The organism is Methylobacterium sp. A52T (assembly GCF_053346095.1).
The window spans coordinates 1-21,150 of the sequence record NZ_JBKFBI010000107.1; the positions used below are offsets into that span (position 1 = coordinate 1).

Annotated in this window: 17 protein-coding genes and 1 tRNA gene; 9 read left to right on the plus strand and 9 right to left on the minus strand. The window is 72.2% G+C overall.

All coding sequences use genetic code 11. The features are described 5' to 3' along the window. Positions 1-55: 55 nt before the first annotated feature. From fhuB to ACLBYE_RS21970, 4 genes are all read left to right on the plus strand, one after another. A complete protein-coding gene (gene fhuB / locus ACLBYE_RS21955) occupies positions 56-2,068 on the plus strand; it encodes a Fe(3+)-hydroxamate ABC transporter permease FhuB (protein ID WP_447695771.1) in 2,013 nt (670 codons plus the stop codon). Beyond that, the gene (fhuF, locus tag ACLBYE_RS21960) at positions 2,065-2,862 is read left to right on the plus strand and encodes a siderophore-iron reductase FhuF (protein WP_447695772.1); all 798 of its coding nucleotides are present in this window, start codon (positions 2,065-2,067) and stop codon (positions 2,860-2,862) included. The genes fhuB and fhuF overlap by 4 nt, the downstream gene beginning before the upstream one ends. Next, a complete protein-coding gene (locus tag ACLBYE_RS21965) occupies positions 2,859-3,707 on the plus strand; it encodes an ATP-binding cassette domain-containing protein (protein WP_447695773.1) in 849 nt (282 codons plus the stop codon). Before fhuF ends, ACLBYE_RS21965 begins: the two co-directional genes overlap by 4 nt. Before the next feature lie 393 nt (positions 3,708-4,100). After that, positions 4,101-5,099 carry a helix-turn-helix domain-containing protein gene (locus ACLBYE_RS21970; protein ID WP_447695774.1) on the plus strand — a complete coding sequence of 333 codons (999 nt, stop codon included), beginning with the start codon at positions 4,101-4,103 and terminating at the stop codon, positions 5,097-5,099. A gap of 406 nt (positions 5,100-5,505) precedes the next feature. Here ACLBYE_RS21970 and ACLBYE_RS21975 read toward each other — a convergent pair whose 3' ends face one another. Both ACLBYE_RS21975 and ACLBYE_RS21980 read right to left on the minus strand, forming a co-directional pair. Beyond that, a complete protein-coding gene (locus ACLBYE_RS21975) occupies positions 5,506-5,784 on the minus strand; it encodes a hypothetical protein (RefSeq protein WP_447695775.1) in 279 nt (92 codons plus the stop codon). A 431-nt stretch (positions 5,785-6,215) separates the two neighbouring features. Continuing rightward, complete coding sequence (locus ACLBYE_RS21980; protein WP_447695776.1) at positions 6,216-6,854, minus strand: isochorismatase family protein; 639 nt, start codon at positions 6,852-6,854, stop codon at positions 6,216-6,218. 124 nt (positions 6,855-6,978) lie between these two features. Here ACLBYE_RS21980 and ACLBYE_RS21985 point away from each other — a divergent pair, with 124 nt between their 5' ends. The 5 genes from ACLBYE_RS21985 to ACLBYE_RS22005 all read left to right on the plus strand — a co-directional run bounded on the left by ACLBYE_RS21985 (position 6,979) and on the right by ACLBYE_RS22005 (position 12,299). Next, positions 6,979-7,890 carry a LysR substrate-binding domain-containing protein gene (locus tag ACLBYE_RS21985; protein ID WP_447695777.1) on the plus strand — a complete coding sequence of 304 codons (912 nt, stop codon included), beginning with the start codon at positions 6,979-6,981 and terminating at the stop codon, positions 7,888-7,890. 160 nt (positions 7,891-8,050) lie between these two features. Beyond that, positions 8,051-8,929: a pirin family protein gene (locus ACLBYE_RS21990; RefSeq protein ID WP_447695778.1), complete on the plus strand. Its 879-nt coding sequence runs from the start codon at positions 8,051-8,053 to the stop codon at positions 8,927-8,929. A gap of 103 nt (positions 8,930-9,032) precedes the next feature. Then, on the plus strand, positions 9,033-9,977 hold the full coding sequence (locus ACLBYE_RS21995; RefSeq protein ID WP_447695779.1) for an alpha/beta hydrolase: 945 nt from the start codon (positions 9,033-9,035) through the stop codon (positions 9,975-9,977). Between the two features lie 32 nt (positions 9,978-10,009). Further along, positions 10,010-11,536, plus strand: coding sequence for a GMC family oxidoreductase (locus tag ACLBYE_RS22000; RefSeq protein WP_447695780.1), 1,527 nt, complete (start codon positions 10,010-10,012; stop codon positions 11,534-11,536). A 346-nt stretch (positions 11,537-11,882) separates the two neighbouring features. Next, positions 11,883-12,299, plus strand: a complete 417-nt coding sequence (locus tag ACLBYE_RS22005; RefSeq protein ID WP_447695781.1) for an ester cyclase — start codon at positions 11,883-11,885, stop codon at positions 12,297-12,299. A 377-nt stretch (positions 12,300-12,676) separates the two neighbouring features. Here ACLBYE_RS22005 and ACLBYE_RS22010 read toward each other — a convergent pair whose 3' ends face one another. The 7 genes from ACLBYE_RS22010 to lysA all read right to left on the minus strand — a co-directional run bounded on the left by ACLBYE_RS22010 (position 12,677) and on the right by lysA (position 20,848). Next, complete coding sequence (locus ACLBYE_RS22010) at positions 12,677-13,405, minus strand: phosphatase PAP2 family protein (RefSeq protein WP_447695782.1); 729 nt, start codon at positions 13,403-13,405, stop codon at positions 12,677-12,679. Between the two features lie 9 nt (positions 13,406-13,414). Beyond that, on the minus strand, positions 13,415-14,701 hold the full coding sequence (locus ACLBYE_RS22015) for an MFS transporter (RefSeq protein ID WP_447695783.1): 1,287 nt from the start codon (positions 14,699-14,701) through the stop codon (positions 13,415-13,417). 298 nt (positions 14,702-14,999) lie between these two features. Then, the gene (locus ACLBYE_RS22020) at positions 15,000-17,543 is read right to left on the minus strand and encodes an HWE histidine kinase domain-containing protein (protein ID WP_447695784.1); all 2,544 of its coding nucleotides are present in this window, start codon (positions 17,541-17,543) and stop codon (positions 15,000-15,002) included. A gap of 184 nt (positions 17,544-17,727) precedes the next feature. Then, complete coding sequence (locus ACLBYE_RS22025; RefSeq protein ID WP_447695786.1) at positions 17,728-17,910, minus strand: CsbD family protein; 183 nt, start codon at positions 17,908-17,910, stop codon at positions 17,728-17,730. A gap of 708 nt (positions 17,911-18,618) precedes the next feature. Then, a tRNA-Ser gene (locus ACLBYE_RS22030) sits at positions 18,619-18,710 on the minus strand. Positions 18,711-18,722: 12 nt separating this feature from the next. Beyond that, on the minus strand, positions 18,723-19,583 hold the full coding sequence (locus ACLBYE_RS22035) for a glycosyltransferase family 2 protein (RefSeq protein ID WP_447695785.1): 861 nt from the start codon (positions 19,581-19,583) through the stop codon (positions 18,723-18,725). Continuing rightward, a complete protein-coding gene (gene lysA / locus ACLBYE_RS22040) occupies positions 19,580-20,848 on the minus strand; it encodes a diaminopimelate decarboxylase (RefSeq protein WP_020094367.1) in 1,269 nt (422 codons plus the stop codon). Before lysA ends, ACLBYE_RS22035 begins: the two co-directional genes overlap by 4 nt. Positions 20,849-21,150 lie beyond the last annotated feature (302 nt).

A 21,150-nucleotide genomic window follows, 5' to 3' on the forward strand; every position in this document is an offset into this window, starting at 1 on the left:
CGTCGGCCGCGCGCTTCGCCCGTCAGGTCGCCGCGGCGCTCGGGAAGGCCCCGGCGTGAGCGCGGCCGGGGCCGGAGCGCGGCGGGCGCGAGCCGACGGGTCCGGGGCCTCGCCGCTCTGGCGCGGGGCGGGGCTCCTCGCCCTCGCGCTGGCGGTGAGCGCCGCGCTGCTGCACGCCAACCTGGCGGCCGTCCTGCCGCCCGGGCAGTGGTGGGCCGCCCTGCTCCACCCGACCGACGCCGACATGCCGCAGCTCGTCCTGCGCGACAGCCTCCTGCCGCGCCTCGCCATGGCGATCCTGGCGGGCGGCGGCCTCGGCCTCGCCGGCGTGCTGTTCCAGCAAGTGCTCGACAACCCGCTGGCCGAGCCCGGCACCCTCGGCGTGTTCGCGGGGGCGAAGCTCGCCCTGGCCCTCGCGACCCTGTGGTGGCCGGCCCTCCTGATCTACGGCTACGAGCCCGTCGCCGGCGCCGGGGCGGCCCTGTGCACGGGCCTCGTGCTGCTGCTGAGCGGGCGCAGCGGCTACGCGCCGTCCACCGTCATCCTCGCCGGACTGGTGGTCGGGCTGTCCGCCGAGGCCGCCAACCGGATGCTGGTGCTCGCGCATTTCGACGCGCTCTCCGACCTCTACGCGTGGCAGGCCGGCGCGCTGAACCAGAACAACTGGGACGGCGTCCGCGGCCTCGCCCCGCGCCTCGCCCTCGCGGCCCTCGCGGCCGGCCTGCTGGCGCGCCCGCTGACCCTGATCGAGCTCGGCGATGCCGGGGCGCGGGGCCTCGGCGTCTCCACCGCCGGCACGCGGCTCACCGCCCTCGCCCTCGGCGTCGCGGTCGGCGCCAGCGTGACCGGGTATCTCGGGGTGATCGGTTTCGTCGGCCTGGCGGGGCCGGCCATCGCCCGCTACGGCGGCGCCCGCCGGCTCCGCGACCGCCTGCTCTGGGGGCCGGTCGCCGGGGCGGTGCTGCTCGTCCTGACCGATCAGCTCGTGCAGCGGCTCATCGGCCGCAGCGGTGTCCCGACCGGCGCCGTCACCGCCCTCGTCGGCGCGCCCCTGCTGGTCGGCCTCATCCTGGGCCTGCGCACCGCGCGCGAGGCGCCGCCGGCGCCGGGGCCCGTCCCGGTCCGGCTCGCCCGGCCGTGGCCCGCCATCGGGGCGCTCGCGATCCTGGCCCTCGCGGCCGTCGGCCTGTCGCTCACCCTGGGGCGGGATGCCCAGGGCTGGCTGTGGAGCCCCGATCCGGGCGCCCTCCTGGCCTGGCGGGCGCCGCGCGCGCTGGCCGCCCTGGGGGCCGGGGCCATGCTCGCCTACGCGGGCGGGCTGCTGCAGCGGCTGACCGGGAACCCCCTCGCGAGCCCCGAGCTGTTCGGCGTCTCCGCGGGCGCGGCCCTCGTGGTGGTGCTCGTCCTGTTCCTCGCCCCCGGTCTCGGCCCGGCCGCGATGCTGGCCGCCTCCGCGGCGGGCGCGCTCGCGACGCTGCTGGCGGTCCTGGCCCTGGGCCGCCGGGCGCGCTACGCCTCCGCCCGGATCCTGCTCGTCGGCGCGGCCCTCACCAGCCTGATCGGCTCGGTGATCGCGCTCCTGCTCGCCACGGCCGACCCGCGGACCGCCGCCCTGCTGACGTGGCTCTCGGGCTCGACCTACAACGCCACCGGGACCGAGGCGGGGCTCGCCTGCCTCGGCGCGGCCCTGGTGCTCGCGGGCACGCCGCTGCTCGCGCGCTGGCTCACGATCCTGCCGCTCGGGGCGGAGACGAGCCGGGCCGTCGGGCTCCAGGTCGCGCGGGCGCGCCTGACGGTCCTGTCGGTCGCCGCGATCCTGACCGGTGCCGCGACCCTGCTCGTCGGCCCGCTGAGCTTCGTCGGGCTGATGGGCCCGCGTCTCGCCCGCAGCCTGGGCTTCAGCCGGGCCGCCGAGCAGCTGGTGGCGGCGACGCTCGCCGGCGGCCTGATCATGGTGCTGGCCGACTGGCTCGGGCGCGTCGCGGCCTTCCCGTGGCAGTTGCCCGCCGGCCTCGTCGCGACGGTTCTCGGGGGCGCCTATTTCGTCTGGCTGATGCTGCGCCGATGATTCTCTCCCCGCTGAACGCCCTTTTCGTCGGCCCCCTCGAGGGCTACCGGGATCGGATCGTGTCCGCGGAGGATCCGCGCCCCTCCGTGAGGGGCGCCGACCTGCTCGATCCGCGTGTCCTGACCGACCAGCTCGACCGGTTCGCCCGCACCTTCGCGGCGCCGGAGCCCCGCGCCGTCGCGTCGATCTGGGCGAAGCAGCACTTCTCGATGCTGGTGGTGCCCGCGCTCGCCGCCAACATCGTGCTCGACCTCGTCCTGCCCGTGGCCCTCGACGCCGTCGAGATCGTCCCGGACGACGGCGGGCTGACGCGGGCGCTCAAGCTGCGCGGCCCCGCCGCGGGGAGCGACGGGCCCGGCGGGCAGACCGGCGAGAGGGCGCCGGCGGATCGCTTCGGCGCGCTGATCGACGCGCACCTGGCGCCCCTGGTCGGTGCCCTGGCGGCGGTCTCGGGCGTGGCGCCGCGCGTGCTGTGGAGCAATGCCGGCAACATCTTCGAGTTCGTGGTGCGCCGCACCGAGGGGCTCCCGCAGGCGGGCCGGACCGGGCACGCGGCCGCCGCGAGCGTCCTGACGAGCCGCCGCCGGTCCGGCGCGCCCAACCCGCTGTTCGCGCCGATCCGCTACGTCCCGGAGGCGGGGGACGCGCCGGCGGGCGCGCCGCCGCGGCGGGTGCGGAAGGTCTGCTGCCTGCGCTACCTCATCCCCGACCAGAGCCTCTGCGGCGCCTGCCCCCTGCCGGCACGCCCCGAAGCGGGTCCGGCGGGAACGGACGGCCCGAGGAGGCCCGCATGAACGGTCCCGATGCGCCGGTCGTCGCGCGGCCGCGGGGCGCGCCGATTGCGGAAGCCGCGGGCGCGCCCCCGCTCTTCACCCTGCAGGGCGCGAGCTTCTGTCTCCCCGAACGCACCCTGCTGCATCCCCTCGACCTCGTGATCCAGCCGCGGCAGGTGGTGGGCCTGATCGGCCATAACGGGTCCGGCAAGTCGACCCTGATCAAGCTGCTGGGCCGCCAGCAGGCGCCGACCGCCGGCCGGATCGCGTTCGCGGATCGCGCCCTCAGTGCCTGGGAAGACCGCGCCTTCGCGCGCGAGGTCGCCTATCTGCCGCAGGCGCTCCCGCCGGTCCCGGGCATGACCGTGCGCGAGCTCGTGGCGCTGGGGCGCTATCCCTGGCACGGCGCCCTCGGCCGCGTCGCCGACCGGGATCGCGAGGCGGTCCGGCGGGCGCTCGCCGCCACCGGCGTCGCCGCCTTCGCGGACCGCTTCGTCGACACGCTCTCGGGCGGTGAGCGGCAGCGCGTCTGGCTCGCGATGATGATCGCGCAGGAGCCCACCTGCCTGCTGCTCGACGAGCCGATCTCGGCCCTCGACGTCGCCCACGCCGTCGAGATCCTCGTCCTCGTGCGCGATCTGGCCCATCGTGACGGGCTCGGCGTCGTGGTGGTCCTGCACGACGTGAACATGGCGGCGCGCGTCTGCGACCGCATCCTGGCGCTGCACTCGGGACGCCTCATCGCGGACGGCCCGCCCGGCACGCTGATGAACCCCGACACGCTGCGCGCCGTGTACGACATCCCGATGGGCGTCATGCCGCATCCGGATACCGGTCGGCCGCTGAGCTACCTGCGCGGATCTTAGGCCGGCGCGCGACGACTTGGCCGGACGCCCGGGTGGCGGCGCGCCGCGGACCTCGCCGCCGCCCGGCGGTGGCCTCGTGTCGTCCGGACGATCGAGCGCCTCGGGAAGAGCGCGGCCGTTGCGGCGGCTCTGACAACGCTGGCGCGGACGGAGGGATTCCGGGACGGTGACCGGCCCTCGCGGGGTGGTCCTGTGTCAGGCTTGGGGGCTATCGGAGTGGCGGCCCCGGGGCGGTTTCCTGCCTGTGCGCTTCCCGACGGCGTCGATTGAGACGCGGGCGGAACAGCCGCGAAGCACCCGGCACCGCGGACTTGAGATGATAGATTATATACAATAATCCACCGAATCCGCAGTCAGCGCTTCGGGATGGCGCGCTGCGTGCCGAGGCGACGCATGCAACCGTTCTTCTCGACAGAGGGAATTCACCCCAAGGACGCGTTCCGGCGCTGGCGGGAGACGATCTGCGAGCGATTGATCCCGATCGACCAGCAACCCCTTCACGGGGTTCCGTTTCAGGGCAGGCTGGACGTCACGAGCATCGGGCCTGTGCCGATCTCGAAAATGGCACACACCGCCATGCGGACTGAAGCGACCCCCGACGCGATTCGGCGCCACGGGCAGCCCGACCGCCTCTACGCGTCCATGAAGCTCTCCGGCCAGGACGCCATCCAGCAAGGCGATCGGGAGGCTGTGTTCCGGACGGGCGACTTCGTCGTTATCGACGCACGCCCGGCCGTTTGCGAGGCCGACACGGGCATCTCCCTCGTCATCGATCTGCCGCGCGAGCGCTTCGAGGCCATGCTGGGCCCGTCCCGGCTGTACTGTGCACTCACGGTCGGCGCGGACCTCGCCTCCACGACCCTGGCAAACACCTTCTTCCAGGAGCTGGCGCGCTTGGGCGATCAGCTCACGCCCGACGCGGCCGCGCGCATGGCGGCGATCGGAACGGACCTGATCATAGCGAGCCTCGCCGAACGGATGGCGCAGGAGGTACCCCGTTCCGTCCACGGCAACGTCACGGTCCAGCGCGCCAAGGCCTATGTCGAGGCGAACCTGAGCGACCCGAACCTGGATCCGCCGCAACTCGCCGCCGCGATGGGCGTATCGCTGCGCCGGCTCCAGGAACTGTTCCACGAGCGCGGCCGGCACATCTCCGACTACATCTGGGGACGCCGAATGGAGGCGGCAGCCAAGCGCCTGGGCGATCCGGCCTGCGCCCACCTGTCGATCGGCATGCTGGCCTACGGCTGCGGTTTCAGCAGCCAGGCGCATTTCGCGCGCCGCTTCAAGGATCGCTACGGCATGAGCCCGCGTGACTACCGGCAGGCGCACAGCCGAGACACGCAACCGGGCGCGTCCGCGTCCCGACCGTCATTCTCGTCGACTGAGTGACCGGTTCGGGCCGCTTCCGGAACGGCAGCTCGGGGCGGTCTCCCGCCTGTCCGCTTCCGGGCATCGAGTGTGGGAACGCCGACCTCGGCTTCCATGCGCGCCCGATCCCGAGGAGCGGTTCTTCCATCCGAGTGTTCAGCGGCGGACTCCGCCACGATCCGGCGCACGGGATCTCGCATCGCGCTTCGACTGCGCGCGGCGTACGACCACCGCCTGCGCGGGCTCGCGGTACCGGTCATCCAACCCCCATTCGCCGACGGCTGTCGGGCGCGCGATAAGGTTGACACCCTGCGGCGGGTCGCATTCCGGTCAGGGCAGGGGACGGTAGGCACCGGCGAGTTCCGTGCCGCGCCGGAATTCGCAGATGCCGCCTCGGCTGACCTTCCGAATACGCGAAGGGATGACGTCACCGTGCGGCGCGGACCTTCCGAATCGGATTCGCGGCCTTCTGCTCCTCTTGGTACGCGGCGATGGCCATCGAGCAATTCGGTGTCAGGAGGCCGGCTCTCTCGCGGAAGCAGGCCTGGACTTCCCCGCCGTCGGGCGAGAACTGGCCGCAGTGTTCCAGGTAATCTCCTATGCAGTGGCGCTTCAGGTTCTCCTGGCTCGCCTGTGGCTGGGCAAAGGCCATGTCGGAGACGAGGCCGAGGACAGCGGTGAGGCAAGCAATCTTCGAGATACGCATGATCGGCTCCGTAGGGTGAGAGATCTACTGAGGAGACGCCTTCAGGCTCCGGTCATGGCCAGATACGGGATGAGGGAGGCGCAGACGAAGTTGCCGGCGATGACCAGCAGGATGACGGACTGCATGCCCATGACGGCTCACCTCGCCTGCGCGAGGAGACCGGCCGCGGATGCGGGCGTCAGCATCGGCGCGCAGGCGATGGCGCCGATCACGCTGATGACGATCAGCAGTCGTGCGATGATGGTGGTCATGTCGGTTTCCCCTCGTGGCCGTTCGAGCCTTTGGTTAATGAAGGATCTAAGAGCTCGGCCTTGCGCGCGTGTTGCTTCGATTGTTGCGTCGAGCAGGGCCGGCGGACACCGCTGGCGCGCCCGCTCGCCGACCGCTGTGGCGACGGGCGGTGGCCGCGAACTGACACGTGTCGTGAACGGTCAAGCATTCGCTCCGCCGTCCACTCTGCCGAAGGCGGCGGCGACCTGGCCGACCAAGGTCGCCCAGGGCATGTCCAAGGCCGCGTAGACCGGGCCCGCCTCCGGGCGCGCGTTGTCCTTCAGGATCTCGACCATCAGCGTCGCGTAGTCGGACAGGACCACGCCCGCCTGCGCCATACGGAGAAGGCCGGCCTGGCGCTTGGTCTCGCTGAACGTCCCGGACGCGTCGACAGCCACGTAGGCGTCGAGGCCGCGGGCGACGGCCGTCATGGCCGGGAAAGCCGCGCAGACCTCCAGCGAGATGCCGGCGAAGATCAGCTTCTCGCGGCCCGTGGCCTCGATAGCCCGGGCGACGCGCGCGTCGTCGTAGGCGTTCACCGACGAGCGGTCGATGATCTCGTGTCCGGGCAACGCCGCGACCAACTCGGGGAAGGTCGGACCCCATAGGCTGTCGCGCGCCGTCGTGGTGACCACGATGGGCAGGCCGAGCGCCGTGGCGGCCTTCGCCAGGGCGATCACGTTGTGCTTGAGCTCGCCCGTCGCGTAGTCCCGCACGCCCGTCATCAGGCCGACCTGATGGTCGACGAGGACGAGGGCTGCGTTCTCGGCGGTGAGCGGTTCGTAGGCGCGAGCGGTCATCGTATCCTCCTGCTCAAGGCCCGTCGGGGCCGGCGACGAGCAAGAGCTATCGGCTGGACCGGCGGCCCAGAAGCCGCGACAATCCGAACCCAGCGTCCATCGGTTTGGACGATAAGGGGGCGGCGTGCTCGACCTGAACGACTTCTTCTACTTCGTGCAGGTCGTCGACCGCGGCGGCTTCACGGCGGCCGGACGGACGCTGCGCGTGCCGAAATCCACCTTGAGCCACCGCCTCCAGCAGCTGGAGGGCGCCCTCGGCGTCCGGCTGTTGAACCGGACCTCGCGCCAGTTCGGCATGACGGATGCGGGGGAGGACTTCTACCGCCACGCGGTCGCGATGCTCAGAGAGGCGGAGCTGGCGGAGACGACGATCCGCCAGCGCCTGACGGAGCCGACCGGCACGGTGCGGTGCACGGCCGGCGTCGCGACCATGCAGTTCGCCCTGGCGGACATCATCGCGGACTTCCTCGTCCGCCACCCGAAGGTGAATGTCGTGGCCCATGGCGTGGACCGCACCGTCGACATCGTCGGCGAGAACTTCGACATCGCCGTGCGGGCCCATACGGACCCGCTGCCGGACTCGAACCTCGTCCAGCGTACCCTGGCGCCGGCGCCCTGGTTCCTGTTCGCGGGATCGGCATACCTCGACGAGAACGGCGCTCCGGAGAGCCCAGACGCCCTTCGGGACCATCCGTCCCTGTTCATGATGCGGACCGGGGTCGCGCCGGTCTGGCGGCTGCGGCACGCGAGCCGCGCCGGGGACGAGGTGGTCCTGCCGTTGAGCCCGAGGCTGATGGGCGATGACATGGTCGGGCTGCAGCAGGCCGCCATCCGCGGCATCGGCGTGGTCGCTCTGCCGAGCTACATCTGTCGTCAGGCCGTCCGCTCGGGTGCCCTGCGGCGCGTTCTGCCCGACTGGGTCGCGGGCGACTCCACCCTGACGGCCCTCATTCCCTACCGCCAGGGCCTGCTTCCGTCCGTGCGGGCCTTCCTCGACCACCTCGCGGCGGAGTTCCCGAAGGCCGTGCTGCTCTAGGCGCGGACGACTTCGACGGGGTCGGCCGGCATCCGCCGCGGGCGCCACCGGATGCCGGATCCCGGCGTCCAAACGGTCGGACGATAGGTTCGAAAATACCCGCCTTCTCAGCCAGCGTTTGTCGCCGCACCATCGGCACATCCACGCAGCGAGGCAGGACATGACAGCTCTCGAGACCATCCAAGGGGCCGACGCGCTCCACCCGAGGCTCGGCGAGACCGTTCTCGGAGAGCCCCACCGCATCGGCTCGAACTTCTCCGCGACGCGCTTCTCCGAGGAAGCCTTCGACGGGCGCATGGACCCGCTCCTGATGGTCGACCACTTCGTGATGACGGGGCCGACCTTCGAGCCGCACCTCCATGCCGGCATCTCGGCCGTGACCGTCATGTTCGAGGACGCGACCGGCCATTTCCTGAACCGGGACACGCTGGGCCGAGACGTCGCCCTCGAGCCGGGCGATCTCTACTGGCTCGCGGCGGCGTCGGGCGCCGCGCACGAGGAGAGGCCGGCCGAAGGGGCACGGGTTCACGCTCTGCAGGTCTTCGTCAACCTGCCCGCGCGCCTCAAGGCGCAGCCGGCGCGCGCGCTGCACGTTCGCGCGGCCGACATCCCGGTCCTCGAAGGCCGCGGCCATCGCGTCCGCGTCGTGCTGGGGCAGAGCGGCGACGTTGTCGGCGCGGGCGGCACCCCGGAGGAGATGACACTGCTCGACGGCTTCCTACAGCCGGGCGGCGCCTTCGCCCACGCCCTGCCCGAGGGGCGGCAAGCCTGGATCTACGCCGTGTCGGGGCGCGTGTCCGTTCGCTGCCGTGAGGAGGAGCGTCTCCTGCCGGAGGGCGGCGCCCTGGCGGTGGGCGCCGGTTCCGCCGCGGAGATCATCCTCGAAGCCGCCGAATCCGCGCATGTCGTGCTGATGGCCGGGCGGCCGATCCGCGAGCCCTTCGTCAAGCGCGGTCCGCTGGTGATGTCCACGGTCGCCGACGTCGAGCGCGCGCTCGCCGGCTACGCCCGGGGCGCGTTCGGCCGCATCCCGGCCTGAGATCCGATCATCCGACACGCGAGCCCCGCGCGGCGCCGAGCGACGCGCGGACGGCGGAGCCTTGCCCGGCGGCGGTCGGGCCGATGCACCAGCGGGGACTGCGATGCGCCACGACACCTTCGGCCCCGATCCGGCGCCTGGGACGATCACCATTCCGCTCGCCGACGATGAGCGGCGGCGCGAGGACGCCCTGCGCGACCTGTTCGCGCGCTTCTGGGGCGACGCGACGGGAGAGCCGCGGGCCGTCTACGACACCTTCGTAGCCGGCAGCCCGCGCGCGGACGGCGTTGCGTTCGACCCCGTGGACGAGGCCGGCGTCCGCGGCTGGTGGGTGCGCCCCGCGGATGCCGCGCCGGGCCGCGCGATCCTCTTCCTGCACGGCGGCGGCTACGTCCAGGGCACGGCCGCGGCCTATCGCGGCTTCGTCAGCCAGATCGCGAGCCGGGCCGGCATCGCCGCCCTCGCCATCGACTATCCTCTGGCGCCGCAGGCGACGCTGCCCGCTGCCCCGGACGCGGCGCTGGCCGCCTGGGATTGGTTGATCGGCCAGGGCTACGACCGGATCGCCGTCGTCGGGGACTCGGCCGGGGGCGGGCTGAGCCTCGTCACCCTGGCGAGCCTCGCCCGGCGCGCCAGCGGCCCTGCGCCGGTGGCCGGCGTCGTCTTCTCGCCCTGGACCGACCTGACGCTGTCCGGCCCCTCCATGAACGATCCTTCGGTGCAGGACCCGCTCATCGGCCGTGAGTACCTGCAGGACTGCGCGCGCAAGTATGCCGGCGCGCGCGATGTCCGCCACCCGCTGGCTTCACCGCTCCTCGGCGACCTGCGCGGATTGCCCCCGCTCCTGATCCAGGTCGGCAGCGACGAGCGCCTCGTCGACGACGCGACGCGCTACGCCCTGCGCGCCGAACAGGCCGGCGTCGCGGTGCGGCTGGAGGTCTGGGAGGGCCTGCATCACGTCTTCCAGCTCGACGTCGCCCACCTCGACAGCAGCCGCCGGGCCCTCGACCGAGCCGCCGCCTTCCTGCGCCGCGCCTCCGCATCCTGACCATCGCCGCTCTCGAAGAGGACATGTCCGCCATGCCCCCCCGTGCCCTCATCCCGGATCAGGCATTCGACGTCGTCATCGCCGGCGGAGGCTCCGCAGGCGCCGTGCTCGCGCGCCGGCTCAGCGAGAATCCGAACCGGACGGTTCTTCTGCTGGAGGCCGGACCGGCCTACGCGCCGGGGGCGTATCCGGACGTCATCGCGAACGCGAACCGGGTCGGCGGCGACGCGGTGCACGACTGGGGATACCACACCCAGGACCGCTCCGGCCTCGGCCACGACGTGCGCGCGATCCGCGGCAAGGTGCTCGGCGGCAGCTCCGGCGTGAACGCCGCGGTCGCCATGCGGGCGCGGCCGTCCGATTTCGCCCGCTGGACCGCGCGCGGTCTCGACGGCTGGTCGTGGGACGCGGTGCTCCCGGTCTTCAGGGCGCTGGAGAACACGCCGGCCGGCGACGACGCGTGGCGCGGGCGCTCCGGGCCCTTCCCGATCCGCCAGCGCACGATGGAGGAGATCACCCCCTCCATGCGCGCATTCGTGCTGGCCGCGGAGGCGGCCGGTCTGTCCCGCATCGCCGACTTCAACGGCGCGGAGCAGCACGGCGTCTCGCCCTACCCGCTGAACGTGGTCGAGGGCCGACGCGTCAACACGGGCATGGCCTACCTGACTGAGGAGGTTCGGCGCCGACCGAACCTCGCCATCGTCGGGGGCGCCGAGGTCGACGCCGTGCTGTTCGACGGCCGGCGGGCGCGCGGCCTCCGGCTTCTGGGCGGCGCGACGGTGGAGGCCGGACGGGTGATCCTCTCGGCCGGGGCATTCGGCAGCCCCGCCATCCTGATGCGGTCGGGCATCGGGCCGGCGGCGCACCTGCGCGACCTCGACATTCCCGTGCTGCAGGACGCGCCGGTCGGCGAGCGGCTCAAGGAGCATCCGTTCTACTACAACGTCTACGCGCTCAGGCGGGAGGCGCGGGCGATGGACCCGGTCGCGGGCGCGATCATCTGGACGCGGTCGCGTGAGGCCGCCCCGGACGAGTTGGACCTTCACATCTCGGGGACGCACATCTTCGATCCGGCGCGGAGCCCGACCGGCGGGGCCATCGTACTGGCCTGCTCGGTCACGCTGCCGAGGTCCGTCGGCTCGGTTCGGCTGGCGAGCCGCGACCCCCGCGCCATGCCGCTCATCCGCTACAACTTCTTCGAGGACCCGGCTGACCTGCGGCGCATGTTGGAAGCGGTGCGCCTGTCGCGGCGCATCGGCCGGACGGCCCCGTTCAGCGACGTGGTCGCGGCGGAGATGTATCTCGGTCCCGATGTCCGTGACGACGACGCGCTGCGGCGAGCCGTGCTCTCGGCCGTCGACGGCTACGCCCACCCGACCTCCTCCGTCCCGATGGGCGGCCGCGACGACCCGTGGGCAGTGGTCGATGGGAGCGGGGCGGTGCGCGGGGTGGACGGCCTGAACGTCGTCGATGCCTCGATCATGCCCGACATCGTCTCGGCGCCGACGAATGTGACCACGATCATGCTCGCCGAGGCGATCGGCCGGAGGCTCGGCTAGCGCTCGGCTAGCGCTCGGCCGGGGACGGCCGAAGTCGGGACGCCGTTTTCGAGAAGCCGGGCCGCGCGCCTCGGCACGTCCGACCCACCGCCTCCCCCGGCTTCGCACGAGAGCGGTCACAGACATGGCGCGCTCGACCTCGAAGCGTCGTGCCCCAACCCGCTCCCGCACGGGAGCCGGGGGCATGGCGCGGCCGCCTCGACCGAGGCGCTTTCCTCACCGTCGCGATACGGTCGGAAGCGGCGCCAGCCGCACGACCGTCCGCGCGGGCCCTCGCAGAGGGTGCTTGCGCGGACGGCGTCCGCTACAATCGGCGCTTCCGGCGATGGAAAAGGGCGATCCAGGCATGGGCGACATCACGACGGTAGCAAAGGCCTTCTTCGACGCCTGCGAGACGGGCGGAGGCTGGGAGGCGTGCGCGCGCTACTGTGCCCCGCAGGCGACCTTCTCTGCCCAGGCCGATGCCCTGGCCGGCGTGACTTCCCTGCGGGACTACACGGAGTGGATGAAGGGGCTCCTGACCTTCATCCCCGACGGTCGGTACGAGGTGCGATCCTTCGCGACAGACGAGGAGCGCCGGAACGTGACGGCCTACGGGGTCTTCCACGGGACCCACACTGGCGAGGGCGGACCGTGCCCGCCCACGGGCAAATCCACATCGACCGACTACGTGTATGTCATGCAGTTCGAGGGGGACCGCATCGTCGGATTGACGAAGATCTGGAACGACGCCCGGGCCGTGAGAGAGCTCGGCTGGGCTTAGCCATCGCAGCGGCGAGCCTCGTCTTCCGCCGAACCGCGTGACGAGGCCGCCCGACGGATGCGCATCGCGCGGACGAGCTTCCTGGCCTGCCGCTTCTCTCCTAGCCTGCCGCTTCTCGCGGGTCTCCGTGACGGCGCGACCGGCGACCTTGACCATGGCGTGCCCATCAGCGGCCTTCTCCTCGGTGACGTAAGCCATGTCGGCGGTCTCCTGTCGTTCGGGGCTCGGATGTCGAGCGGCCTGTCTCCGGGGCTGGGTCGGGTGCGGCAAGGGCCCGTGCGCGGGTGCCCAGCATTGCCCGGGATCGCAGTCAGACAGGCGGGTTCGTCCCGCAAACCGCCTCCCGCCTTCGTGATCCTGCGTCAGGAGCCTTCGCCTCACCGACCGGGAGCGCCGCCCTGGGCCGCGACTTCAGAAGCCGCCCGGGCGAGATCGCGTTCGAAGCGCGGGTCGTGGAACAGCGCCTCTGCGATGACGGCCGCGGCGATCTTGCCGGCTTCGAGGTCGGACGGGAAATGTGTGCCGGCGATCACGCGGTTCTCTCCGTAAGACTCGGCGAACGCGAACAGCGCCTGGCGCTTCTCGGGCACGAGGCGCGACAGCACCGTGGCCGCGAGATACCCGAACGTGGCGTGGCCGCTCGGGTAGGACGTGCTGTCGGAGCGGTGTCCGAACGTGGCGAGGTCCGGCTTCACCGTGTAGGGCCGCGGCCGGGCGATGGCGGCCTTCGCCGCCAGCACGGCGAGTTCCCCGTCCTGGAACACGTTCTCGATCAGCGCCGCGGTGTCCGGCATCGTCTCCGCCGTGAAGGCCGGGCCGAGCACACCGGTGAAGCGGTCGAGGGTGCACGGCAGGTTCGCGGTGATGCGCCGCTCGTCGTCGGGCGTGCGGGCGCGGACCGCGGCCTCCACGGCCTGCATGTCCGCCTTGGCCGATCCCGAGCCGGCTTCGGGCGGGGGCGGCAGGACGCGCTGCAGCGCCATCGCCGCCGGGTCGACGTAGGTGCTGTGGAGCGTCGCGGCGGTGACGGGCAGGGCGAGGGACAGGAGCACGGCCAGCGTCGCGGTGAGCCGCCGGCCGCCCCGGCCGGAAATCCGATCTTTCACCACCCCTCCTCAAGCCGTGCCAGGTCTCAACGCTCGCAGCCACGCCGCCGGGCCGCCCCGAGGCTTCTCCGGGGCCGTCTCGGGCAACAAAGTCACGAGCACCCCGAGCGCGACCGCCGCCACGGCGGCGCACGCGAGATAGGCGGCATCGAACCCCGCCTGCTGGACCAAGGTTCCGGCGATCACGAACGACAGCGAAGCGCCGGCGCCCTGCACGGTCCCGATCAGGCCGTGGGCGGCGTTGTAGCGGCCGGTCCCACGGGTGACGTCGGCTAGGATCAGCGGCTTCACCGCGCTGAGCAGGCCGGCGCCGACGCCGTCGAGGCACTGGACCGCGATCAGCCAGTACGGGTCGCGCCAGACGAGATAGAGCAAGGCGCGCACGGGCAGCGCGGCGAAGCCGATCACGAGCAAGGGCTTGCGGCCCCAGCGCTCGGCCCGGCGGCCGACGATGAGCCCCATCGGCACCATGACCGCCTGCGCGCCGACGATGCAGACGGAGACGATGACGGACGACCAGTCCGGGCGCGCCTGCCCGATCTCCTGGGCGACGAGGGTCAGCAGCGGCGCGTTGGCGAAATGGAAAAGCCCTACGCAGGCCGCGACCACCATGAGCGGCCGGCAGGTCAGCAGGGTCCGCCACCGGGCCGGGGCTTGATCCCCCTCGCCGCCGCCGCCGCCACGGGCCCGGCGCGCGTCGATGGCATCGCGCGGGATGGCGTAGAGTGCCGCGGCCGAGACGATGGCGCAGGCCGGGACCAGGAGGAACACCGCGCGGTCCGGGAACAGCCAGCCGACGAGCCCGATCAGCACGGCGATGGCGACGTTCCCGGTCCGCTCCAGGGCCGCGTTGCGGCCGAAGCGCCGGGCGATCCGGTCGGATGGGAACAGGCCGAGCGTGAGCGTCGCGATGGCCGGGCTCAGCATGCCCCCGACGGCGGCCAGCACGCAGGAGGCCGCGAGCACGGGCCAGAAGTACGGGAAGAGCGCGACGAGGAGCGTGGCCAGCGAGAGCGCGACCAGGGCGCCGAGCAGGATCACGCGCTTGTCGCGCACCGCGTCGATGGCGGTCCCGATGGGCGTCTGCACCACGATGCCGACGATGCCCGACACCGTGCTGACCAGCCCGACCGAGGCATCATTCCAGCCGCGGTGCACGTAGAGGTAGACGTTGAGGTAGGGCTTGATCGCCCCGTTCACGTCGATGAGCAGGAAGTTCAGGAGGTCGAGAGGTCTGGAGACGGATGGCCGTCGCGAAGCGGGCGGCCGCTCCCCCTCGCCGATGTCCTGCTCCATGCGGTCCGCTCCCCTTTCAGCCAACCTAGAGCGGCGCGGCACCGAACCGAGGTGACCCCGCCCCGAATGAGCGTGACCGCCGGTAGAGGCTCTCCGGCCCGGCGGCCGCGGCGCCGACCCGCCCGAAACCCGTCTCCGTGAGTCCGAGGGCTTCCTCGGCAAGCTGAGGCGCGCCGAGGACCGCGCGACCTCCGCGCGTTTCGTGGCGGAACATCTCACCGGGCCAGGCGCCGCGCCCGACATCGCCCCGACCACCGGCAACCCCGATCACCGACCCGCCAAGCACCGGCGAGTGGGCTCAAGCCGGGAAAGCGCGCAGGAGGTCCTCAGCCCCGTAGGGCTTCTTCACCACCGGCACGGCGGCGAGGTCTTCCGGAATGCGGAAGCCGTCGCCGTAGCCGGTGGCGAACGCGTAGGGGATGCCCAGTTCGAACAGCCTGCGCGCGACGGCGATGCTGGTCTCGGAGCCCAGGTTGACGTCGAGCAGGGCCCGGGCCGGCGGCGCCGCGTCGATCAGGCGGAGCGCCTCGCGCGTCGACGACGCCATGTCCACGTTCGTGGCGCCGAGCGACGTGAGCAGCTCCTCGGCCTCCAGGGCGATGATCATGTTGTCCTCGACGACCAGCACGGACCCCGCGAGACCGCGCAGCGCCTCGGCGGGAGCCGCCCTGACAGCCTTCGGCGCGGCGCGTGGGGCATTCTGGACGAAGGCCGGGGGGATGGTGAAGCGCGCCTCGACGCCCGCCAGCTCGTAGCGCACCTCCGCCTCGCCCTTGAGCTCGTACGGGATCGACCGCTCGATGATGGTCGTGCCGAAGCCGCGCCGGGTGGGCGCCCGCACGGCCGGGCCGCCGGTCTCGCGCCATCGGATCACCAGGTGGTCGAGGGCGTCCCGCTCCCAGCGCACGTCGACCCGCCCGAGGCTGTCGCAGAGCGCGCCGTACTTGGCCGAGTTCGTCATCATCTCGTGGACGACCAGCGCGACGGTCGAGAACGCCTGCGGCTCCAGCAGGACGTCGGCGCCGTCGAGCACGACCCGGCCGGCCTTGGGCCCGAGGTAGGCGCCGGCCTCCAGCATGACGAGGTCGCGCAGGGATCCCGGCCCCCAGTTGGTCGAGGTGATCTGGTCGTGCGCCCGGGCGAGCGCCTGGATGCGGTCGCCGACCGTGCTCGCGAAGGCGCTGTCCGCCCCGTCCGCCGGCCGGCTCTGGGTCACCACCCCGCGGATCAGGTTCAGGATGTTGCGGACCCGGTGGTTGAGCTCGGCGATGAGGAGTTCCTGACGCTCCTGCGCGACCTTGCGCTCCTTCTCGGCGGAGTCGGTGAGGCGCAGGATCACCTCGAGCAGGGTGATGCGCAGGGCCTCGGCGGTCCGCATCTCGACCTCGGCCCAGGGGAGCGAGCGCCCGTGCACGGTCTCGCGCCAGGCCTCGAAGCTCTTGCGCGGGGTCAGGCGGACGCCGTTCGGCCCCGGGGTGGCGGGTTTCACCGGGTTGCCCGCCCAGGTCACGGTCCGCGAGACCTCGCGCCGGAAGTAGACCAGGAAATCCCGGGGCGTGCGCGACACCGGGATGGCGAGCATGCCGGCCGCCCGCTCGGTGAAGTCGCGGCCCGGTTCGTGGACGCGCCCGATCTCGTCGGTCGCGTAGGCCTTGCTCGCGGCCGTGCGGTTGAGGAAGCGCACCAGGCCGGCGAACTCCTCCGCGGTCGGGGTCGAGCCCTGGAGCGTGATCTCGCCGTTCACCCACAGGCCGATGCCGTCGCAGGGCAGGATTGCCGCCAGGTCGTCGAGGAAGTCGGACAGGCTTTCCAGGTTGGTGCCGCCGGTGGCCAGCGCGCCCAGCAGGCGGTTGTGCAACTCGCGCGAGCGGACCTCGCGCTCGGCGTCGGCCTGCCGCTCCCGGGCCTCCAGCAGCCAGGAGAACATCTGCCCGAACAGCTCGGCGCCGGTCCGGCGCTCGAGGGAGATGTGGCGCGGCTCGGTGTGGTGGCAGGCGAACAGGCCCCACAGGCGACCGTCGCGCAGGATGGACACGGACAGCGAGGCCGCCACGCCCATGTTGCGCAGGTATTCGAGGTGGATCGGCGAGACCGTCCGCAGGGTCGACAGCGACAGGTCGAGGGGTTGCCCGGCCGGATCGCGCGGGGGCAGCACGGCGGCGCCCGTGTCGTCGACGTCGGCGATGATGCGCAGCCAGTTGCGCGCGTAGAGGGCGCGGGCCTGTTTGGGGATGTCGGAGGCCGGGTAGTGCAGCCCCAGGTAAGGGGCGAGGCCGGACCGGACCGCCTCGGCGACGACCTCGCCCGAATGGTCCTCTGCGAAGCGGTAGACCATAACCCGGTCGAACCCGGTCAGCGCGCGCATCTGGCGGGCGGCCTCGCGGCAGAGGGGGTCGAACCCCACGGTCTGCTGGAGACGGGTGACCATGCTGCGCACGAGGTTGCCGGCGCTGAGGTGTTCGGTGGCGCTCGGCTCGGCCTCGATGACGATGGTGTCCCCGGACCGGTGGAGGGCCACGTCGAACGGCTCGCCGCCCGGCACGAGCCGGAGGCCGAAGACCCGGTCGACGGCGTCCGGCCCGCGCAGGGTCTGCAGGTGCCCGCGCAGGGTGTGGATGGCCTCGCGGTCGAGGACGGCGTCGAGGGGAAGGCCGAGAAGCGCCGCCGCATCCTGGCCGAGCCAGGTCGCGACGTTGTCCGAGGCGCGGGTGACGATCCAGTCCGGGGAGACCCCGATGAGGAAGCCGAACACCTGCACCGCGCCGAGGATGTGGATGGGCTCGCGGTCGCAGGACGAGAGGTCGATCTCCGGCGTCGGTTGCGACGCGTTCAACTGGTCCATGGGCCCACGATGCTGCGCGCAGGCCAGGGTCCGGCTGCGGTTCGGATATTGTCTTCGCCGATCAACGCGGCACGGCGCGCAGGCGTTGCAGGACCGGCCTATGCCAGGACCCACGATCCTTCCCTTCGACGCGTTGCCGCGACCCCGGGATGCCCGGAGCGTGGAACCGCCCCGGGCGGCCGGATCAAACCTTGCCGGTCACCTTGTCGGCCACGTGCTCGGCGCCGTCCTTGACGTCCCCGGTCGTCTTCTGGGCTTCGCCCTTCCGTTCCTGCACCTTGCCCTCGGCCTTCAGCTTGTCGTTGCCAGTCGCGCTGCCGATGCCCTGCTTCACGTTGCCGAAGGCCTCGTTGGCCAAGCCCTTGATCCTGTCGGTGCGGCTGCTCGTGGCGGTTCTCCTTCGCGACCAGGGAGGCCACGGGGATCGGGAACGGCTCTCGCCCGGGCGCCGTTCCGCGCGGCCGGTCACGGCCACGGGAGGGTCGTGACGCGTGCCCAGCGGGTGCCCGGATCGACGCGACGGCCAAGTCTCGACTGCCCGGCAGGAAGGGCCCTCCGCGCAAGCGGGATCCGCTAGGGATGTGCCTTCACCCTCGTGCGCGTGCTCCTGTTCGGTGCGGCTCTTTCGGACGCGACAACACCCATGTCAGCCGGTGCCGAAGCCGGCGTACCCGCCTGGACGCCACCCGGCCGGAGCGATCCGACGCATGTCCGGTGACATCATCCCGCCTCCGGATCGTAGGCAGCACGACGGCACCGGCGCGGCGCGGTTCTCGGAGTCAGTGCCTACGCTGACGATCTGGCGATCCGGGCAGTCAGGTCTCGCAGGGAATGCTGCCGCAGCGGGATGCGACGGTTCGGTCGATCCATTCCTTCGGACGGAACTCTTCGCGAGCGAGCCGAGAAGCAGCCGTTCCCCCGCTCAAGCTCGAATCACACGCCGTCGTGAAGATCGGACGCGCCGATTGGGCATTCCTTCGGCCGTTGGTCGAGCCAGTTTCCGCGGGGAGAGATCAAAAGCCCGCGCAAGAAAAATCGCTGTCACTACAGCGGCTTAGATCGAGTTGAGAGGTTCTGGCGGAGACGGAGGGATTCGAACCCTCGATACCCATTTCTGGGTATGCTCATTTAGCAAACGAGTGCCTTCAGCCGCTCGGCCACGTCTCCGGCGCTCTGGCTCTAGAAGGTCGGCTCCGGCGGGTCAACCCGATCCTGGCGGGCGGCGGCCACGCGGCGGCGCTCGACGTGCTTGGCGACGCGCAGATGCCGCGAGATCGCGTAGTTCATCGCCGTCAGGAAGCCGTAGGTGCCCCGCACGAAGTGGCGGCGGCCGAGATAGGCCTTCAGGAAATTGCCCGGCAGCTCGACGAACACCCGCCAGGTCGGGATCACCACGCCCCGCGACTCCAGGTCGTCCGCCTGCTGGTCGGAATAGCGGTTCAGCTTGTCGAGCTGGTCGCCGAGCGAGCGCACCGAGAAATGGTGGATCACGCCCCGGAGCCGGCCCGGCTTCACCCCCGGGTCCAGCGCCACCCGGTCGTGGACCGGCGAGGCGGCGTAGCGGCCCCGGTCCTTCCGGTAGAGCCGGACCGGCGTCAGCGTGTAGGCGAGCGGGTGCGGCCGGCCCTCACCGGGGAAGATCTCTGCGATGCCGATCCGCCACGCCGGCCGGCGCGGCTCGCCTGCGGCCCAGAGGCCCCGGATCTCCCGGGCCAGTTCCGGCGGCACCACCTCGTCGGCGTCGAGGTTCAGGAGCCAGACGTGCCGGCACTGCTCCTCGGCGAAGCGCTTCTGCGGGCCGTAGCCCGGCCAGGGATGGTGCAGCACCCGCGCGCCCAGCGACTCCGCCAGGGCCTGCGTGCCGTCGGTGGACCCGGAATCGACCACCACGAGGTCGTCGGTCAGTCCACGGACCGCCCGAAGCGTCGCGCCGATCCGGTCCACCTCGTTGTGGGCGATGATGAAGACCGACAGCGGCAGGGGCCCGTCGGATCCCGGGACCGGCGTGGGGGCGGCGGCGCCCTCCGGAGCGCGGCTCACGCCAGCCAGTCCGGCACCCGGTCGAGGGCGATCAGGGCGTCGACGTCGAGGCGCGGGCGGACCACCGCCGCGCGGTCGCCCCGCACCAGAACCTCCGGCACCAGTGGCCGGGTGTTGTAGGTGCAGGACTGCACCGCCCCGTAGGCGCCGGCGCTCATCACGGCGATCAGGTCGCCGGGCCTGACCTCCGGCATCTCGCGGTTGAGGGCGAGGTAGTCGCCGCTCTCGCAGACCGGGCCGACCACGTCGGCGACGAGGCGCGGCGTCTCGGGACCCGGCTCGATGACCGGCCGCAGGCCGTGATAGGCCTCGTACAGGGTCGGGCGGATCAGGTCGTTCATCGCCGCGTCGACGATCACGAAGGTCCGCCCCTCGCTGTGCTTCACGTAGAGCACCCGCGTCAGCAGGATCCCGGCATTGCCGACGATCATCCGGCCGATCTCGAAGACCGGCCGCAGGCCGAGGGGGGCGAAGTGCGGCCGCAGGGTCGCCGCCAGCGCGGCCGGGTCCGGCGGCGGCGCGTTGTCGTCACGGTAGGGGATGCCGAGGCCGCCGCCGAAATCGATGTGGCGCAGGGGATGGCCGGCCGCCAGCAATTCCCGGGCGAGGCCGGCGAGCAGCCGGGCCGCGTCGGCGAAGGGCGCCAGATCGGTGATCTGGCTGCCGATATGCATGTCGACGCCGTGCACCGCGATCCCCGGAAGGGCGGCTGCGGCGGCGTAGACAGCCGGCGCCCGGGTGATCGGGATGCCGAACTTGTTCTCGTACTTGCCGGTGGAGATCTTGGCGTGCGTGCCGGCGTCCACGTCGGGGTTCACCCGGACGGAGACCGGCGCACGGAGGCCGAGGCCCACCGCTACCTCGGACAGGACCGCGAGTTCCGGCTCACTCTCCACGTTGAAGCAGAAGATGCCGGCCCTCAGCGCGGCCTCCATCTCTGCGCGAGTCTTGCCGACTCCCGAGAACACGATCTTGCCGGGGTCCACGCCGGCCGCCAGTGCCCGCTGCAACTCGCCACCAGAGACGATGTCCATCCCGGCGCCCCGGGCCGCGAGGGTCCGCAGGACGGCCTGGTTCGAGTTCGCCTTCATGGCGAAGCAGACCAGCGCGTCGTCGGCCGCGAACGCCTCCGCGAAGACGCGGAAGTGCCGCTCCAGCGTGGCGGTGCTGTAGCAGTAGAACGGTGTGCCGACCTCCGCGGCGAGGCCGGTCAGGTCGACATCCTCGGCATGCAGGCGGCCGTCGCGATAGTGGAAATGGTGCATCTCGGCCGTGTCTCGTCGCCGTATCTCGTCCCGCCGGAGCGCGGGCTGTTTCCCGTGAAACACCCTGCCGCCGGCCGCGGCGGGCGCGCGCCGGTGGCGGGGTCCGACCGAGTCCGAGCGGGGTCACCGGGCGCGCGGCACCGCGACGGCGTGCCGGCCTCCGCCCTCTACAGCAGCGGATCCAGAATGAAAGGCTCCTTCGGCACCCGGTAGCCGCGCCGCGCGCCGCGGCTGGTCTCGACCGGCGCCTCGGTACCGCCCGGCGGGACCGCCGCCGCGGAGAGTTCGTCGCCGGCGCGCAC

Coding starts and splice junctions, on each gene's coding strand:
- fhuF (WP_447695772.1), top strand. CDS start 2,065: ATGATTCTCTCCCCGCTGAACGCCCTTTTCGTCGGCCCCCTCGAGGGC.
- ACLBYE_RS21965 (WP_447695773.1), top strand. CDS start 2,859: ATGAACGGTCCCGATGCGCCGGTCGTCGCGCGGCCGCGGGGCGCGCCG.
- ACLBYE_RS21970 (WP_447695774.1), top strand. CDS start 4,101: ATGCAACCGTTCTTCTCGACAGAGGGAATTCACCCCAAGGACGCGTTC.
- ACLBYE_RS21975 (WP_447695775.1), bottom strand. CDS start 5,784: ATGCGTATCTCGAAGATTGCTTGCCTCACCGCTGTCCTCGGCCTCGTC.
- ACLBYE_RS21980 (WP_447695776.1), bottom strand. CDS start 6,854: ATGACCGCTCGCGCCTACGAACCGCTCACCGCCGAGAACGCAGCCCTC.
- ACLBYE_RS21990 (WP_447695778.1), top strand. CDS start 8,051: ATGACAGCTCTCGAGACCATCCAAGGGGCCGACGCGCTCCACCCGAGG.
- ACLBYE_RS21995 (WP_447695779.1), top strand. CDS start 9,033: ATGCGCCACGACACCTTCGGCCCCGATCCGGCGCCTGGGACGATCACC.
- ACLBYE_RS22000 (WP_447695780.1), top strand. CDS start 10,010: ATGCCCCCCCGTGCCCTCATCCCGGATCAGGCATTCGACGTCGTCATC.
- ACLBYE_RS22005 (WP_447695781.1), top strand. CDS start 11,883: ATGGGCGACATCACGACGGTAGCAAAGGCCTTCTTCGACGCCTGCGAG.
- ACLBYE_RS22015 (WP_447695783.1), bottom strand. CDS start 14,701: ATGGAGCAGGACATCGGCGAGGGGGAGCGGCCGCCCGCTTCGCGACGG.
- ACLBYE_RS22020 (WP_447695784.1), bottom strand. CDS start 17,543: ATGGACCAGTTGAACGCGTCGCAACCGACGCCGGAGATCGACCTCTCG.
- lysA (WP_020094367.1), bottom strand. CDS start 20,848: ATGCACCATTTCCACTATCGCGACGGCCGCCTGCATGCCGAGGATGTC.